This window comes from Ensifer sp. LBL, from assembly GCF_050435225.1.
In the GTDB taxonomy this organism is placed as follows: domain Bacteria; phylum Pseudomonadota; class Alphaproteobacteria; order Rhizobiales; family Rhizobiaceae; genus Ensifer.
Genome location: NZ_JBNDJY010000004.1, coordinates 734,711 through 748,966, shown reverse-complemented (window position 1 = coordinate 748,966; position 14,256 = coordinate 734,711). Strand labels below are relative to the sequence as shown.

16 protein-coding genes are annotated in these 14,256 nt (G+C 61.8%); 6 read left to right on the top strand and 10 right to left on the bottom strand.

Annotated elements, in window-relative coordinates; genetic code table 11:
• Positions 1-378: 378 nt before the first annotated feature.
• Genes arsB through OKW20_RS19525 form a run of 4 tightly spaced genes read right to left on the bottom strand, consistent with a single transcriptional unit; the run spans position 379 to position 2,767 of the window.
• A complete protein-coding gene (gene arsB / locus OKW20_RS19540) occupies positions 379-1,437 on the bottom strand; it encodes an ACR3 family arsenite efflux transporter (protein ID WP_429174356.1) in 1,059 nt (352 codons plus the stop codon).
• On the bottom strand, positions 1,437-1,958 hold the full coding sequence (locus OKW20_RS19535) for an arsenate reductase ArsC (protein ID WP_429174354.1): 522 nt from the start codon (positions 1,956-1,958) through the stop codon (positions 1,437-1,439). The genes arsB and OKW20_RS19535 overlap by 1 nt, the downstream gene beginning before the upstream one ends.
• Before the next feature lie 12 nt (positions 1,959-1,970).
• Positions 1,971-2,420, bottom strand: a complete 450-nt coding sequence (gene arsN2, locus OKW20_RS19530; RefSeq protein ID WP_429174353.1) for an arsenic resistance N-acetyltransferase ArsN2 — start codon at positions 2,418-2,420, stop codon at positions 1,971-1,973.
• On the bottom strand, positions 2,417-2,767 hold the full coding sequence (locus tag OKW20_RS19525) for an ArsR/SmtB family transcription factor (protein WP_043620212.1): 351 nt from the start codon (positions 2,765-2,767) through the stop codon (positions 2,417-2,419). Before OKW20_RS19525 ends, arsN2 begins: the two co-directional genes overlap by 4 nt.
• Positions 2,768-2,809: 42 nt before the next feature.
• On the opposite strand from OKW20_RS19525, the gene OKW20_RS19520 reads away from it, so the two are divergent.
• Positions 2,810-3,331, top strand: a complete 522-nt coding sequence (locus OKW20_RS19520; protein WP_429174351.1) for a DUF6428 family protein — start codon at positions 2,810-2,812, stop codon at positions 3,329-3,331.
• A gap of 133 nt (positions 3,332-3,464) precedes the next feature.
• Positions 3,465-4,745 carry an abortive infection family protein gene (locus tag OKW20_RS19515; protein ID WP_429174350.1) on the top strand — a complete coding sequence of 427 codons (1,281 nt, stop codon included), beginning with the start codon at positions 3,465-3,467 and terminating at the stop codon, positions 4,743-4,745.
• Positions 4,746-4,771: 26 nt separating this feature from the next.
• Here the strand turns inward: OKW20_RS19515 and OKW20_RS19510 are convergent, their stop codons facing one another.
• The gene (locus tag OKW20_RS19510) at positions 4,772-6,529 is read right to left on the bottom strand and encodes an adenylate/guanylate cyclase domain-containing protein (RefSeq protein WP_429174349.1); all 1,758 of its coding nucleotides are present in this window, start codon (positions 6,527-6,529) and stop codon (positions 4,772-4,774) included.
• 308 nt (positions 6,530-6,837) lie between these two features.
• On the opposite strand from OKW20_RS19510, the gene OKW20_RS19505 reads away from it, so the two are divergent.
• On the top strand, positions 6,838-7,179 hold the full coding sequence (locus OKW20_RS19505) for a hypothetical protein (protein WP_043620201.1): 342 nt from the start codon (positions 6,838-6,840) through the stop codon (positions 7,177-7,179).
• A gap of 22 nt (positions 7,180-7,201) precedes the next feature.
• On the opposite strand, the gene OKW20_RS19500 is transcribed toward OKW20_RS19505, so the two are convergent.
• Positions 7,202-7,474, bottom strand: coding sequence for a hypothetical protein (locus OKW20_RS19500; protein ID WP_156134171.1), 273 nt, complete (start codon positions 7,472-7,474; stop codon positions 7,202-7,204).
• A 202-nt stretch (positions 7,475-7,676) separates the two neighbouring features.
• Between OKW20_RS19500 and OKW20_RS19495 the strand changes: the two genes are divergently transcribed.
• From OKW20_RS19495 to OKW20_RS19485, 3 genes are all read left to right on the top strand, one after another.
• Positions 7,677-8,600: a bifunctional helix-turn-helix transcriptional regulator/GNAT family N-acetyltransferase gene (locus OKW20_RS19495; protein WP_429174346.1), complete on the top strand. Its 924-nt coding sequence runs from the start codon at positions 7,677-7,679 to the stop codon at positions 8,598-8,600.
• Positions 8,601-8,787: 187 nt separating this feature from the next.
• The gene (locus OKW20_RS19490; RefSeq protein WP_429174554.1) at positions 8,788-9,771 is read left to right on the top strand and encodes an HWE histidine kinase domain-containing protein; all 984 of its coding nucleotides are present in this window, start codon (positions 8,788-8,790) and stop codon (positions 9,769-9,771) included.
• A 29-nt stretch (positions 9,772-9,800) separates the two neighbouring features.
• Entirely contained in the window at positions 9,801-10,157 is a 357-nt protein-coding gene (locus OKW20_RS19485; protein ID WP_429174344.1) for a response regulator, read from the top strand.
• A 120-nt stretch (positions 10,158-10,277) separates the two neighbouring features.
• Here OKW20_RS19485 and OKW20_RS19480 read toward each other — a convergent pair whose 3' ends face one another.
• The 4 genes from OKW20_RS19480 to OKW20_RS19465 form a co-directional block, all read right to left on the bottom strand.
• Positions 10,278-10,883, bottom strand: a complete 606-nt coding sequence (locus OKW20_RS19480; RefSeq protein ID WP_429174342.1) for a histidine phosphatase family protein — start codon at positions 10,881-10,883, stop codon at positions 10,278-10,280.
• 339 nt (positions 10,884-11,222) lie between these two features.
• The gene (locus OKW20_RS19475; protein WP_043620181.1) at positions 11,223-11,918 is read right to left on the bottom strand and encodes an SOS response-associated peptidase; all 696 of its coding nucleotides are present in this window, start codon (positions 11,916-11,918) and stop codon (positions 11,223-11,225) included.
• Positions 11,919-12,064: 146 nt separating this feature from the next.
• A complete protein-coding gene (locus OKW20_RS19470) occupies positions 12,065-12,550 on the bottom strand; it encodes a hypothetical protein (protein WP_429174340.1) in 486 nt (161 codons plus the stop codon).
• Between the two features lie 208 nt (positions 12,551-12,758).
• A complete protein-coding gene (locus tag OKW20_RS19465; protein WP_429174338.1) occupies positions 12,759-14,162 on the bottom strand; it encodes a DUF1254 domain-containing protein in 1,404 nt (467 codons plus the stop codon).
• Positions 14,163-14,256 lie beyond the last annotated feature (94 nt).

Sequence of the window (14,256 nt, the reverse complement as noted above, 5' to 3'; positions counted from 1 at the left end):
GGCGACAGGCTGAAGATCACGTGGCGTTGCCGCCCCCGCCTGAGCGCGGTCGCCCCGACGCTCAAAACCAATAGCGTCTCATTCGCGCCAGGAATTCGACCGTCGTGACAGGAAAGCCTGAGGCGCTGCCGATGACGGAATCGATGCCACAACGGGGACAGATCGCCGTTGTGTCATCGTCGACCCATTCATTGATCTCGGCAGCCGGAAAGATCTCGCAACAATGGAAGCATCCGCAGGACGGGCTCGCATCGATTTCCGCTCGATGGTTGGCGCTATGCCTGTGCGCTCGAATGATGATTTCTTCCATCCGTCACCATTGGCGCGCGCATGACGGGTTGTCCAGCGAGCGCGACACGCAACGCTCGCCTCCATCGCTCATGTGCCTTTCGAGACGGAATTCCGGGCCACGGCCGGCGCTTGCTCGTACCAGTCCCTGGACCTGTTGACGATCCAGACCACCGACAGCATCACCGGCACCTCGATGAGCACCCCGACGACGGTGGCAAGCGCCGCCCCCGACTGGAAGCCGAACAGGCTGATGGCGGCGGCAACGGCGAGCTCGAAGAAGTTCGATGCACCGATCAGTGCCGAGGGACCGGCCACGCAGTGTTTCTCGCCCGAGATCCGATTGAGCAGATAGGCAAGCCCGGAGTTGAAATAGACCTGGATGAGGATCGGCACGGCGAGCAGCGCTATGACTGCCGGCTGGGCGATGATCTGCTCGCCCTGGAAGCCGAAGAGCAGCACCAGCGTCGCCAGCAGCGAGGCAAGCGAGACTGGCTGAAGCTTCGCCAGAAAGCGGTCGAGCGCCGAGGACGGCCCTCTGGCGACAAGGCGCGCGCGAAGCGCCTGCGCAATGATGACGGGGATGACGATATAGAGCCCCACCGAGAGCATCAGGGTGGCCCAGGGAACCGATATCGCCGACAAGCCCAGCAGTAGCCCGACGATCGGCGCAAAGGCGACGATCATGATCGCATCGTTGAGCGCGACCTGCGACAGGGTGAACAGCGGCTCCCCTTTCGTCAGGTTCGACCAGACGAAAACCATCGCCGTGCAGGGCGCGGCGGCCAGGATGATCAGGCCGGCCATGTAGGATTCGATCTGCTCTGCCGGCAGCAGCGGACGGAAGAACCAGCCGATGAACAACCAGGCCAGCAGCGCCATCGAGAAGGGCTTGATCGCCCAGTTGATGAAGAGCGTCACGCCGATGCCGCGCCAGTGGCGCCCCACCTGGGAAAGGGCTCGAAAGTCGATCTTCATCAGCATCGGGATGATCATCAACCAGATCAGGATCGCGACCGGGATATTGACCTTGGCGATCTCGGCCGCACCGATGGCCTGGAACACACCCGGCAGAAGATGGCCAAGCGCGATGCCGACAACGATGCACAGAGCGACCCAAAGGGTCAGATAGCGCTCGAAGGCCGGCATCAGGACGCACTCCGCCCGGTCGCGCCGTCCATGCCGCCGATCTCGCGAAGATGGCGCTCCAGCGCCATGCGGTCGATCGAAGCCATCGGCAGGTTGACGAATGCCGTGATGCGGTTCTTCAGGAACCTTGCAGCCTGGGCGAACGCCCTCTGAATGTCCGCGTCGCTGCCCTCGACCGCGGCTGGATCCTCGATGCCCCAATGCGCCGTCATCGGATGGCCGATCCACACGGGGCAAGCTTCTCCCGCCGCACTGTCGCAGACGGTAAAGATGAAATCCATTTGCGGCGCCTCGGCTTTGGAAAACGCGTCCCAGCTTTTCGACGACAAACCGTCCGTCGCATAGCCGAGAGCATCGAGCTCACGGATGGCATAGGGGTTCACCTGCCCCTTGGGCTGGCTACCCGCCGAAAAGGCGCGGAAGCGGCCCTTTCCCTCCCGGTTGAGGATGGCTTCGCCGAGAATGGAGCGAGCGGAATTGCCCGTGCACAGAAAGAGCACGTTGTAGATACGATCAGACATCGGGTGGTCCATCTAGTTCGAGGGGTCGGGGAGAACGAGCTCCATCAAGGTTGCTGACGCGGGACAGAGGGAGGACGCCTGCCGGGTCTTGAGGATCTCCGCCGGGGCCTGTGCGCGTTCGATACGCTTGAAGCCGAGACGCTCGAAGAACGGCACGGCCGTTTCCGTGAACAGAAACACCGACCGCATGGCGAACCTGTAGTCGTGCCCGAACATCAGGGGCGGCAGCCGGCTTCCGATGCCGCGTCCGCGATGCTCCGGCAGGACGGTGACGGAGCGCAGCAACGCATCCTGCCCACACCGCTCGATGCCGCCGTATCCGACGACCTTGCCGTCAAGCGTGAAGGCAAAGAACAGGCGCCCCTCCTCTTCGAGATCGTCGATCGGAAGCTTTGCCTCTGCCAGGGCAACGCGAAGCCCGGGGTCGCTGCCGGGAATGGATCGCATGTCGAGTTCCATCATTCCTTGCTCCCCGAAGGCGCACAGCATGACGCCACGGCGGCCGCTGGCGCACAGATTTCTGGATGCCCGCCGCAGCAGTCTTCCATCAGGAAGCGGATCAGACCGCCCAGAGCGTCATAATCGGCGCGATAGATGATCGACCGGGATTCGCGCTGCTGGGCGATCAGGCCCGCACGCTCCAGTTCCTTCAGGTGAAAGGAAATGTTCGAGGGCGAGACCTCGACCTTTTCGGCAAGCGCACCCGCCGCCATGCCGTCGCTCCCGGCAACGACAAGCAGGCGGACGATCTGAAGGCGGGTCTCCTGAGAAAGTGCCCCGAAGGCTGCCAGGGCTTGACGCTCATCCATATTTCAATAATCCTTGAATCGTTGAAATGAGGAATAACCCAGATGACTGTTCTCGACAAGCCCGAAATCGGCGACCACGACCTCAACCTTGCCGACCTGCTCGGCGCGCTCAAGCCGGCCGGCGATATGCCGCTGGTGTTTCACTACGACGGCAATGCAGTGCGCTCCGGCTATCACGTCACCGAGGTCAAGGCCGGCCAGTTCTCAGGCCTCGATTGCGGCGCCAATCCCGAAGCCTGGTCCGAGATCTTCGTGCAGCTCTGGGACGTCGAGGAAGCCGGCCGGACGCACCTTTCCGCCGGCAAATTCTCGGCCATCGTCCGCAAGGTCTCCGACCACGTCCGCCTCGACCCGACGGCCCGCCTCACCTTCGAGGTCAGCGACGGCGTGCGCCCGATGGCGCTCTATTGCGCCGGAGCGCCTGTGCTGAAGAATGGCAGCATGCACGTTTCCCTGGAGCCGCGACCGGCAAGCTGCAAGCCGCGCGACCGCTGGCTGGCCGAGACGGCATCGGCTCAGGCCTGCTGCGGACCGAAGGCGACCACAAGCGGCTGCTGCGAGTGAGAACCCTTAAGAAATGCGCCGGACGTTCGGAGCCAAATACGAAATGATATCGTCTCCGCCAACTGAGACCGCGCTATTCCCTCAAAGATGAGTTACGCTTACCAAATACAACGACTCAGCCGAGAGGCAGATCTTGAAAGACATCTCGGAAGACCCAGAACAATATCTCGCTGCTGCTACTGAGATGTTGGCTGCAGAAGGCATGGGGGAAGCGGCAGAGATCCTTAGGCGGTCAACTCCAAGGTTCGAGGAAACTGGTTTTGACAATTGGAATGGTGGAACCGCAATCTGGAAAATCTACCTTCTGATTGAGCCGGCAGAGTATTCAAAGCTTGGCACGAGACGTGAAGGGATAGAAGAGCAAATATCAGCAAGGCTCAAACCAGTTATTGAGCAGTATACGTCTGACTGGTTTAGCGTAATTGTTGCCCCTAGCGTCGCCATTCGGGAAAATTGGCGGGAGCCTGCAGAAGACTTGCCAATCAAGACACGGCAAAACATAGTGGACGGCCTGCGTTTAAACTCCGTGGTGTGGAACGGTCGCTTGGATGAAGTTGAGTTCCTTCAACGACTGTTCGACTTACAAAAACTACGTTCGCATGATAGCCGCTACAAGGACGCTGCTGGGGATATTTGGCAACACCGAATAAACAACAGCGACTGGGATGACGATTGGGTCTATGGCGATACGCGATTAAGCCTCCTTAACGGGCCGAGCGAACAGTTCCTAAGGTTCCTGTGCGAAATAGTGCACCCGGTTGTGCGCCCTGATCGAAATGAAGCTCTCGGACTCGTGCAGCAATTCAACGATCAGCTACGCCGTGAGGGATGGCACCTCGTTGAAGAGGAACGGATCGCAGGACGTCCTAGGTTCGTTGCAAAGCGGTTCCAAGGCACCAGCGCACGCTCCGTCTCACGTGCCCGCACAGTCGCTGACGCGCTCGACGCGGCATGGATGCAGAAAGAGATTGAGCGTCTCGAACTGTCAGTGGAGCGTGACCCCGCTCTTGCTATTGGAACTGCGAAAGAACTGGTTGAGTCGTGTTGCAAGAGCATCCTATCGAAGCGAGGAATTCAGTTCTCACAAAAGGCCGACCTGCCAGAGTTGACGAAACTGTTGGCAAAAGAACTAAAGCTGGTTCCGGAAGGCATAGCAGATGAAGCGAAGGGTGCGGAGACGGTTCGTCTTATCCTGAGAAACCTTGGATCCCTAACACAATACCTCGCGCAACTCCGGGGACTTTACGGCTCCGGGCACGGTAGAGACGGGAAACACCGCGGCCTAGAACCCCGTCACGCGCGTCTAGCCGTCGGGGCTGCGGTCGCATTTATCGACTTCGTCACCGATACTCATCATAGGCGGAGCGAAACGAGCGCCCCACCTAATACAGTCGCCGAAGAGACGACCGCGTGAGCGACGCGCGAGTTTTCTGCAATTGACTAAGACAGACGATCGGTAGCGATTTCGCCCCCCGCCTTCACCAACCCCTCGCGCAGGTGCTCGGTGTCGGCCTCCTGCGCATAGTGCAACGTCGAAAGAAACGCCTCGACGTCAAACGATGGACACAGCGCCCTGACCTTGGCGATATGCGCGCCCGCCGCGATCGCATCGCCGCGCCAGCCGTGGCAGGCGGCGACGAAGGCGTGCTGGGTTTCGTCCATCGAGGAGAGATGCATGAAGGCCTCGATCGCCTCGCCATATCGGCGGGCGGCGAAATGGGCCTTGCCGAGGTGGCTCCAGAAGCGTTCCGGGTGGTGCGGGTTGAGGCGCATCGCCTTCAGGATCCATTCCGCCCCCTCCTCCGGCCGGCCGAGCCAGGTGAGCAGCTCGCCCTGCTGCACCACGACGAGGTCGTAATTGGGGTTGAGGAACAGCGCCCGCTCCTGGTGATAGCGCGCCGTCGTCAGCGCGTTGGTGTTGACGTTGACGGCGGCAAGGATGCGATGCACATCGGCGTCGTTGTCGTCGAGCGCAAGCGCCCGTTCCAGCTCGGCATTGACCTCGGCCCAGGTCGCCTCCTTGTCCGCACACCAGCCATAGACCCAGGATTGCCCGAGGATGCAGGCGCGCCAGGCGTGGGCGTGGGCATAGCCGGGGTCGAGCGAAACGGCCCGGTCGATCAGCGCCTGCGCCTGTCTGTTGTCCTCGGCGCTGCTGCGGTGGTGCAGCACCTTGGCGGCAAGCGCGCATTCGTAAGCCGCCATGTTGGCCGGCTTGGTGCGCGAAAGCTGGTCGCGCTGGGCGGCCTCCAGCCGTCCGGGCACGGTCGCGGCGATCGCCGCCGTCACCTCGTCCTGAATGGCGAAGATGTCGTCCAGCTGCCGGTCGTATTTGTCGGCCCAGATATGCGCGTCGTTGACCGCGTCGATGAGCTGCACGGTGACGCGCACCCGCTCGCCGATCTTGCGCACGCTGCCTTCGACCAGATATTGCGCCCCGAGGCTGGCGGCCACCTCGCGCACGTTCACCGACTGGTTCTTGTAAACGAAGGAGGAGTTGCGCGAGATCACGAAGAGCTCGTGCCGTCGCGAAAGCTCGGTGATGATGTCCTCGGTCAGCCCGTCGGCGAAGAACTCCTGGTCCGGATCGCCGCTCATATTGTCGAAGGGCAGCACCACGATCGTCGGCTTGCAGACGCCGGTTTTCGCCTCGCCGTCCCCCGTGGAACTTGAAAGCCCGAGGCTTTCGAGCCCGATGCGATAGAGGCGCACCGGGCGGCTGATGTTCTTCAAGGTCTTTTCGCCGAGATCGTCGATCGGCAGTTCCAGCCGGTCGGCCACCTGCGTCGCCACGGCCGCCGTCACGCAGATGCCACCGACTTCGGCCAGTTGCTCTGCGCGCGCGGCGATGTTGACGCCGTCGCCGAAGATGTCGTCGTCCTCGAAGATGATGTCGCCGAGATTGATGCCGATGCGAAACTCGATCCGCCTGTCCTCCGGCACGTCGGAGTTCCGCCTTTTCATGCGCTGCTGGATCTCGACCGCGCATTTGACCGCATCGGTCACGCTCTGGAATTCCACCAGCAGCCCGTCGCCGGTGGTCTTGATCAGCCGGCCCTTGTTCTTGGCGATCGCCGGGTCGATAAGCTCGATGCGGTGGGTGCGAAGCCGCGCAAGCGTGCCCGCTTCATCGGCCTCCATCAGCCTGGAGTAGCCGGCCATATCGGCCGCCAGCACTGCAGCTAATCTCTGCTCCATGGGCTTGCCAACACGTTGAAAAGCGGCCCGTTCCGGTCTTCCGGACCAAGGAGATATCCGATCCGATATTATCGCAGCACGAAACGATCTCCTACCCAAATCAACAGGCGGGACGCGAAGCCCGAGGGCGGTAGCCTGTTGCGCGCCGAGAGATTGCAACCTAGTACAGCAACTCAATCGCGGGATGCGACTGAAACACAAGGACGCGTACCAGGCGCCCTCAAGCGAAGAGTGGGGGCGGATCCATTTGATGGGTTGTTCTTCCTCCATAAACGGAGCGGATCCAGCAGAACTGAAGGAATGAAGCCGTGCCCGCGCGCCCCCTTCGCGACAGAGACAAGTCTCCCCTGCTTCAGCCGGACGAGAATAGTCGGCACGCCCATCTGGTCGAGCTTTTGGCCGCGGACGGCGTAAGCGGCGCGGTCGTTCATGTGCTCAAACACGTCCCGGAACAGGGCGAAGACATCTACACTTTGCTTGTCGACGATCGGCTAGTTGCAAGTTTCGAAGTCCCGCGTGACGGCATCTCGGCGGCCATTGCGTTTCGCGTTTCTCCACTAGCCCGATATCGAGACGAAATCGGTCAAGGGAAGAGCCGCATGCGCCTCGACCAGGCCGTCGAGGACGCGCGCAAACTGCTCGCGAAGTAACTGGAGCCGCTTCCGAGCCGCATCAGGTAGGCACCGATCGCGCGGCTAACCTCACGCGCGCTGCTATGTCATCGACTGCCTTCTCGCCGCCCGTGATCGAAAGTCCGACATAGGTCTCGGCCTCGATGGTTATTTCCTGCCCTGCCAGCCGTGCTCGAACAGTCTCGATTTCCTGCGAACCGGCGACCGCCCCACTTCGATCGTCGATCGAGGCGCCAAGGGCCAGCATGACGTCCATGACCCTCGCCCGCAGGCGCTCGTCGTATTCCGGACCCAAAATCACGGTTTTCGTCATCACTTGATCCAGGTGTCGAGGCAAGGCTTTCGCGGCCCTTGTGGTCATACCATAGACGTCAATGCGGCCCCGACGAAGCCGAAATCGGTCGGACAAACGCCACATGCGCCACCGGGTTCGGACGCTTTGGTGCAATCCCGCTTGACAATATTTGCCTTAGGCAACTAATTACCTGATTAAAGCAAATTCATAAGGACATCCCATGTCTCCGCAGCACATCGAGGACCGCGCCCAGACCGTGCGGCGCTTCAACCGCTTTTACACCCGCCTGATGGGCCTGCTGCATGAGCATCTGCTCGCCAGCGCCTTTTCGCTGACGGAGGTCCGTATCCTCTATGAGCTGGCGCATCGTTCCGGTCTGACCGCGAGCGACCTCTGCCGAGAACTCGGCCTCGATGCGGGGTATCTCAGCCGCGTCATTGCCGGCTTCGAGAAGAAGGGACTGATTGAAAAGACCCGTTCGCCGGACGACGGCCGGGTCACGCAGCTCACGCTGACGGATGCGGGCCGCGCGATCTTCCAGCCGCTGGAGGATGCGTCCCAGCGCGAAGTGGTCGCCATGCTGCAAAAACTCTCGGTGCCGGAACAACGGCAACTGGTGGGCGCCATGGGCGAGATCGAGAGCCTGCTTGCCGACGAGCGCACGCCGGGCTTCATCCTGCGCGATCCGCAGCCGGGCGACATGGGCTGGGTGATCCACCGCCAGGGCGCGCTTTATGCTGAGGAATATGGTTGGACCACCGCGTTCGAGGCGCTGGTCGCCGAGATCGTCGTCAAATACATGCACGACTACGATGCGAAGTCGGACCGCTGCTGGATCGCCGAAAAGGACGGCAAGGTCGTCGGCTCGGTGTTTCTCGTCCGCCATGACGAGACGACGGCGAAGCTGCGCCTGCTCTATGTCGAGCCGAGCGCCCGGGGCCTCGGCATCGGCCGCCGGCTGGTCGAGGAATGCATGCGCCACGCCCGTCTTCTCGGCTATATCAGGATGATCCTCTGGACCAATGCCGGCCTCGACGCCGCCCGCCACATCTACGAGAAAGCCGGCTTCGCGCTGATCGAGGAAGAACAGCACCACAGCTTCGGCAAGGATCTCACCGGCCAGATTTTCGCGCGGGATCTGTAAGAACGGCCGGCAACGCATCGCCGCCTGAGGGCGCAGCTTATTGGGGGAGCCGGTGGCGGCGCGCCGACCGCAAACGCGGCGCCTTTAGCCACACAGAAATCCGTTGGGCTGTCGGGAACAAGGTCGTTTTCTCGCGCGTTTGTTTGCGACGCTATCGGTTAGCGGATTCAGCGCGTGGGGCATTGTGATGAATCTGGAAGACCTTTACCGCCTGTTGCGGAACGGCCACCTTGAGGCGCAGGGCATCGTCGATACGGTTCCCGATCCGCTGCTGCTGCTGGATGAGAACCTCTGCGTCCAGACAGCCAGCCGCGCCTTCTTCGCCACCTTCAAGGTCGACCGCGACGAGACGATCGGCCAGCACATATACGATCTCGGCAACGGGCAATGGAACATTCCCGAACTGCGCCGCCTGCTCGACGAGGTGATCCCGAAGAGCATGACGGTGGTCGACTATGAGGTCGAGCACACGTTTCCGACCATTGGGAAAAGAACGATGCTGGTCAGCGCGCACCGGCTGTTTCACCCGGACGACAACAGCCGATCCCTGCTTCTGTCGATCGTCGATGCGACCGACCGGCGCCGGCTGGAGGCAGAAAAAGACGTGCTTCTCGGCGAAATGCGGCACCGCATGAAGAACCTGCTCGCCTTGGTCCAGGCACTTGCCCGCCAAACCTCGGCCGACGGGCGGTCGGGCGAAGAGTACCGCGATGCATTCCTTGGCCGGTTTGGCGCGCTGGTGCGCGCCCACGATGCGGTCTACACGCAAGAGCACGAGGCCGATCTCAAGGGCCTGCTCGAACAGACGCTGAAGCCCTATTCGGAAGGGGCGGCGATCACGATCAGCCCAGGTGAAAAGGTGTTGCTGACACCGAGCCAGGCCATGTCTCTGAGCCTGATCCTGCACGAGCTCGCGACCAACGCGGTCAAGTACGGGGCATTGTCGACCGCGAAGGGAAAACTCGACATCCGCTGGAAGGTCGAGAAGACCGGCGAGAGGCGTCTGCTGTTGAGCTGGCAGGAAAACGGCGGCCCCCCGGCCACGCCGCCGACGACGACGGGCTTCGGCACCAGGCTTATCGAATTCTCCGTGAGACGCGAATTGGGCGGCCGCGTGGAACTGAACTATGCACCAGAGGGTTTGGCAGCAGAGATCGCTACACCCCTGTGACCGGTCTCAAAAAGACAGAGACTGGTTTCATGTCCAAGACCGTGCTTCTTGTCGAGGATGAGTTCCTGATCGCCATGGACCTCGAGATGCTGCTCGAACGGCACGGCTGGCATGTCTTGGGACCCGCCGCGACGGTCAAGCAGGCCCTGCAACTTTTGCGAAACGCCGAGCCGGCGGTGGCCATTCTGGACGTTACCCTGAAAGACGGCACCGTGACGCCGGTGGCGGAGGCGCTGCGGGCGCAGAGCGTGCCCTTCGTGCTTGCGAGCGCCTATGAAAAGCCGGAGCAGGTCGGCGGAGAGGTTCTGGCGGGGGCGATAAATGTCGGCAAGCCGGCGGATGCGCAGGCGTTGCTGAGCGCCCTGGAGCAGGCGATGCACACGTGAATCTGACGCAGTTCGCGGCTGCCTTTGACCGAAAGCCATCCGACCGAGAAGAAACGTCGATCCACGGCGGCGGCCACCGGGAGAGCCCGCAGCCGACACGAGGCTGCCACGCTCGTGCTTTCACTCGGTAGCGGACGCCAGTTGCCGGCCGGTCGATACGGTGACGAGGTTGAACGCCCCGTCACTGAGACGATAGAACCCATCCTGCGGCACCGGCAATTCCAGCATTTCCCGCCGAGAGAGGCCGGCATAAACGCCGCGCAGCAGCCGGCCGAACAGCCCATGGGAAATCGCGACCGTCGGCCGCCGGATATCCGCAAGCCAGCTTTTCGCCCGTGTGCAGGCGGCATCGAAGCTCTCCCCATCCGGCGAGCGGAAGTACCAGTCGAAGACATCGGAACCATCGAGTTGGCCCGGATACTCCATGTCGATCTCGAACATGGTCATGCCATCCCACGAGCCGACGGTAACCTCCATCAACCGCGCATCCTCGCGGCTCGCCAGCGGCAGCACCCGCTGAACCCTTTCGGCGGTTTCGCGGGTCCGTCCGAGCGGGCTGACATGCATCTCGAACGACTGCACATCTTCACCGATCTCGGCGCTCAGGAGGTGGGCGACGGCGTCCGCCTGCGCGACGCCAAGCCTCGTCAGCGGAGAATCGAGCTGCCCCTGGAAGCGACCGAGCGTATTCCAGACGGTTTCGCCGTGGCGCAGAAGATAGATCAAGAGCTGGCTTCCTTCAAAACTTGTGGCTATCGATCGTTGTCGTTCGAACCGGCGTTCGCAGATGCCTTGCCACTCCGGCTCCGGCGATGGCCCCCATCATCACTGGATGATGCAGGTTCCCGGCCAATCCCGGCAGGAGTTCCGCGCGCAGCTTGCCAGAGACATGCCGACAATCAGAACGCAGACGATGACGGCAATCTTTCGCGACATTACGCTACCTCAAGTTTCGGTCCCTCGTTTCTCACCCGTTCCCATCATCGCGTCAACGCGTTTCCCCAGCGGGAACAAGAGAAAGACCATGAAGGTGCTGACGCCACCCTTCGCGATGGCGTGTCGCCCTCAATCCACCGGATCCAGAATGTCCGGCGTATCGTTCTTCGGCGAACCGACCTTGCTGCCGATCTTCCACATGGTCATCAGCTCAGGCGGAAAGGGCTGCATCAGATCGGGCGCTTCCGGCTCGGGCGAGAGCCAGCGCTCGTAGTCGTCGGGGTGGAGGATGACAGGCATGCGGTCGTGGATGTCGGCCATCATCGCGTTGGCGTCGGTGGTGACGATTGCAAAGGTGCGGATGTCCTCGTCGGTTACAGGGTTGCGCCAGCTCTCCCAGATGCCGGCAAGGCAGAAGGGTTCGCCCGTCTTCATGGCGATGGCATAGGGCTGCTTGTCCTTGCCGGTGCCGTGAATGTCCTTCCATTCGAAAAAGCCGTCGATCGGCACCAGGCAGCGGCGCCGCTGGTAGCTCGACCGGAACTTCGTCGCGATCGTGTCGGAGCGCACATTGACCAGCGGCCTGCCCGCCTTCGGGTCCTTCGTCCAGCTCGGGATCAGCCCCCAGCGCGCCGAAACGAAGACCGGGCCGAAGAGATCGGGATCGCGGATCACGTCGCGAATGATGATCGGATAGATCAGCGTCGGCGCGCCGTTATAGCGCGGAAACTGGTTGGCAATCGCCTCGACGCCGCCACGCGTCGCAAAGCCAAAGGCGCGCAGCAGCCCCTCGAGATTGGTCTTCAGATAGACGCGTCCGCACATGATCGCCTCTCCCGCACATCTCTCCAACTTCAACTCTATATAAGAAGGCAGGAATGTGAGATTTCAACCGGCAACGGTGGGCCCAGCGAAAGGGCCGCCCAAAAGCATGCGGTTTTCTCGTGGTCTCCGAATGAGCCGGGCAAGCCTCACGGCTCCGCTTCGCCGTCTCCCGGTCCTTTGATGTAGTCGCAGATCGACGTCATGTAGATTGTCTTCCCCTCGATTTCGCCCTTGCTCAGCCCGAGTTCAAACTCGCCGAATTTCTCATGATTGTAGTAGACCGCCTGCCCGATGAACTCGCCGAGGCGACCGCAGTCACCATTACCGGCTCCGGTGTAGACAGAAATGGTCTTCTCCTTGAAGCTGCCCTTTAGCACGGCCTTGATATCGATCTCGCCGCGCGTCATCCGGAACGGCATGTCCGGCTCGTCCGGGTTTGCAAATTCGACGCCATAGGTCACCGTCTTCATTCGACCCCTTATGACCAGATCCGACTCCTGAAACTTCTCGGTGGAGGTTTTCCCCGGTTTTCCAAGCACTCGGTCCCCGCAAGTGCAAGCAGACGCCTCCGGCGCCATCATCATCACCAGAACCGGGGCGGCGACGAGGGCCGCAGCACGAACTGAAATCACTGAAATCTCCCCTGTATGCCCGCAACGCGACGGGAACAGGGTAGTCGTGATTGTGGATCATGGAAAAATGTGGGCGGAAGTTGCGCTGCCAAGGGTGCGTGCCAGCGGTCGGCCTGGCAGCGCGCCCGGTAGGCTCTTCTATGGGTCACAATGGTCTCCATTGCGTTCACTCGAATTTTGGCGCGGCCACAGCTTGCCGCCCCTGAAGTCACGGCAGCTTCTCGACGTCAGGCAGTTTCCATGTCTTCTCGAACAGCGGCTTTTCCGGTCCATAGAGGCGGAAGAGCAGCTCGAACTTGCGGGCGGGATCGACAGGCACGAAGTTCGCCTCCTTGCCCGCAGGCGCCTTGGCGCCGAAATAGACATCCACCGAGCCGTCGGCATTTTTCTTCACCCCCTCGCCGATCGAGGCGACGCTGGCCTTGTCCATATTCCGGATCAACGCATGGGTCTCGCGGTCGTAAGCGGTCACCGACCAGTACTGCTCGACCGGCGCATCCTTCGGCACGACGAGGCGATAATTGGCGCTGCCGTCGAAGGCGTTGCCGTCCTTGTCCTTGTTGGCCATCAGGTAGAACTGCGCCGTGCCCAGCCGCTTGATGCCGGTGAAGCCGAGCGTATAGGTCACGCCACGGGCATCGACCGGATAGAGATCGGGATCGGAATAGGCTTCCGAGGCGGCCTTCACCATTTCGGCCACAGCCGCCGGGAACCAGCGAATACCCTCGTTGATGACAGGGAATCCGGCATCGTAGCGTGCGGAAAGCTCTGCCTTCGCCTCGGCCGCCGCCTTGTCGAGCAGCGCCCTGGTTTCCGGGCTTGGCTGGTAGGGCTTGCCCTTCTCGATGCCGAGCGTCTTCAGCTGGTCGATCATCACCCGGTCGCGCTCGAGCCAGGGTTCGGTCTGGACGACCCGGTTGAGATTGTCGAAGAAGCTGGCGTCGAAGCGGATGGTGCTGTCGAACAGCACGTCATAGGCGTCGGTAAAGACCGTTTCCGGCGGCTTGTCGGTCACCGGCATCGGGTAGATCTTGATCTTCTTGCCGTAGGCGACCGACTTTTCGACATCGGCAGCGGCATGGCTCTTCAAATTCGAGCGCAGCAGCGCGAAGCCGGTAAAGGTATCGGAGCGCAGCGGAATGAAGCCCTCCGGCACTTCGCCCATGTAGTCCGGCGGCAGGATCAGGTACTTGCCGCCCTTGCCCTCGTCGGCGCCATGCGGGCCGGCATCTTCGAGCGGCATCTGCCAGGCGTTGACGATGTTGCCGGCGATCGATCCGCCCTCGGCCGGCGGGATCTCGATGACGATGGGCCCGTCCTTCACGTTCCAGAAGGACATGAAATAGATCGAATCCGGGTTCGGCGTCAGCGTCTGGTTCTTCCAGTTGACCGGCTTCGACCAGTAGACGATCTCGTTGACCTTGGCCTTCGTCGTCGAAAGCATCGCCTGCAACATCAGGTCGGCATTGACCGCCGGCATGCCCCAGATGACCGCCTCCGTCGCCCGACGCTCGATCGCGCGGTCCCGCATCTCGGCCGGCAACGTATCCTGCGCCGGGGCGTTGGTCGCGCCGGCCAGAAGCGCCAGACCCGTCAGTACAAATCGCAACATGCCGAATCTCCCTCATACGCCGCGGCCGGCGGTCTTGAAATTTCTCGACCGCCGCTGCCCAGACTCCGGTGCGAGCCGCCGATGCGAAACTTAG

What these genes read in the sequence shown, in the direction of transcription:
- arsN2 (WP_429174353.1), bottom strand. Translation starts at nt 2,420, where the DNA reads ATGATGGAACTCGACATGCGATCCATTCCCGGCAGCGACCCCGGGCTT.
- OKW20_RS19490 (WP_429174554.1), top strand. Translation starts at nt 8,788, where the DNA reads ATGAATCTGGAAGACCTTTACCGCCTGTTGCGGAACGGCCACCTTGAG.
- OKW20_RS19500 (WP_156134171.1), bottom strand. Translation starts at nt 7,474, where the DNA reads ATGACGAAAACCGTGATTTTGGGTCCGGAATACGACGAGCGCCTGCGG.
- OKW20_RS19475 (WP_043620181.1), bottom strand. Translation starts at nt 11,918, where the DNA reads ATGTGCGGACGCGTCTATCTGAAGACCAATCTCGAGGGGCTGCTGCGC.
- OKW20_RS19510 (WP_429174349.1), bottom strand. Translation starts at nt 6,529, where the DNA reads ATGGAGCAGAGATTAGCTGCAGTGCTGGCGGCCGATATGGCCGGCTAC.
- OKW20_RS19485 (WP_429174344.1), top strand. Translation starts at nt 9,801, where the DNA reads ATGTCCAAGACCGTGCTTCTTGTCGAGGATGAGTTCCTGATCGCCATG.
- OKW20_RS19520 (WP_429174351.1), top strand. Translation starts at nt 2,810, where the DNA reads ATGACTGTTCTCGACAAGCCCGAAATCGGCGACCACGACCTCAACCTT.
- arsB (WP_429174356.1), bottom strand. Translation starts at nt 1,437, where the DNA reads ATGCCGGCCTTCGAGCGCTATCTGACCCTTTGGGTCGCTCTGTGCATC.
- OKW20_RS19465 (WP_429174338.1), bottom strand. Translation starts at nt 14,162, where the DNA reads ATGTTGCGATTTGTACTGACGGGTCTGGCGCTTCTGGCCGGCGCGACC.
- OKW20_RS19495 (WP_429174346.1), top strand. Translation starts at nt 7,677, where the DNA reads ATGTCTCCGCAGCACATCGAGGACCGCGCCCAGACCGTGCGGCGCTTC.
- OKW20_RS19535 (WP_429174354.1), bottom strand. Translation starts at nt 1,958, where the DNA reads ATGTCTGATCGTATCTACAACGTGCTCTTTCTGTGCACGGGCAATTCC.
- OKW20_RS19525 (WP_043620212.1), bottom strand. Translation starts at nt 2,767, where the DNA reads ATGGATGAGCGTCAAGCCCTGGCAGCCTTCGGGGCACTTTCTCAGGAG.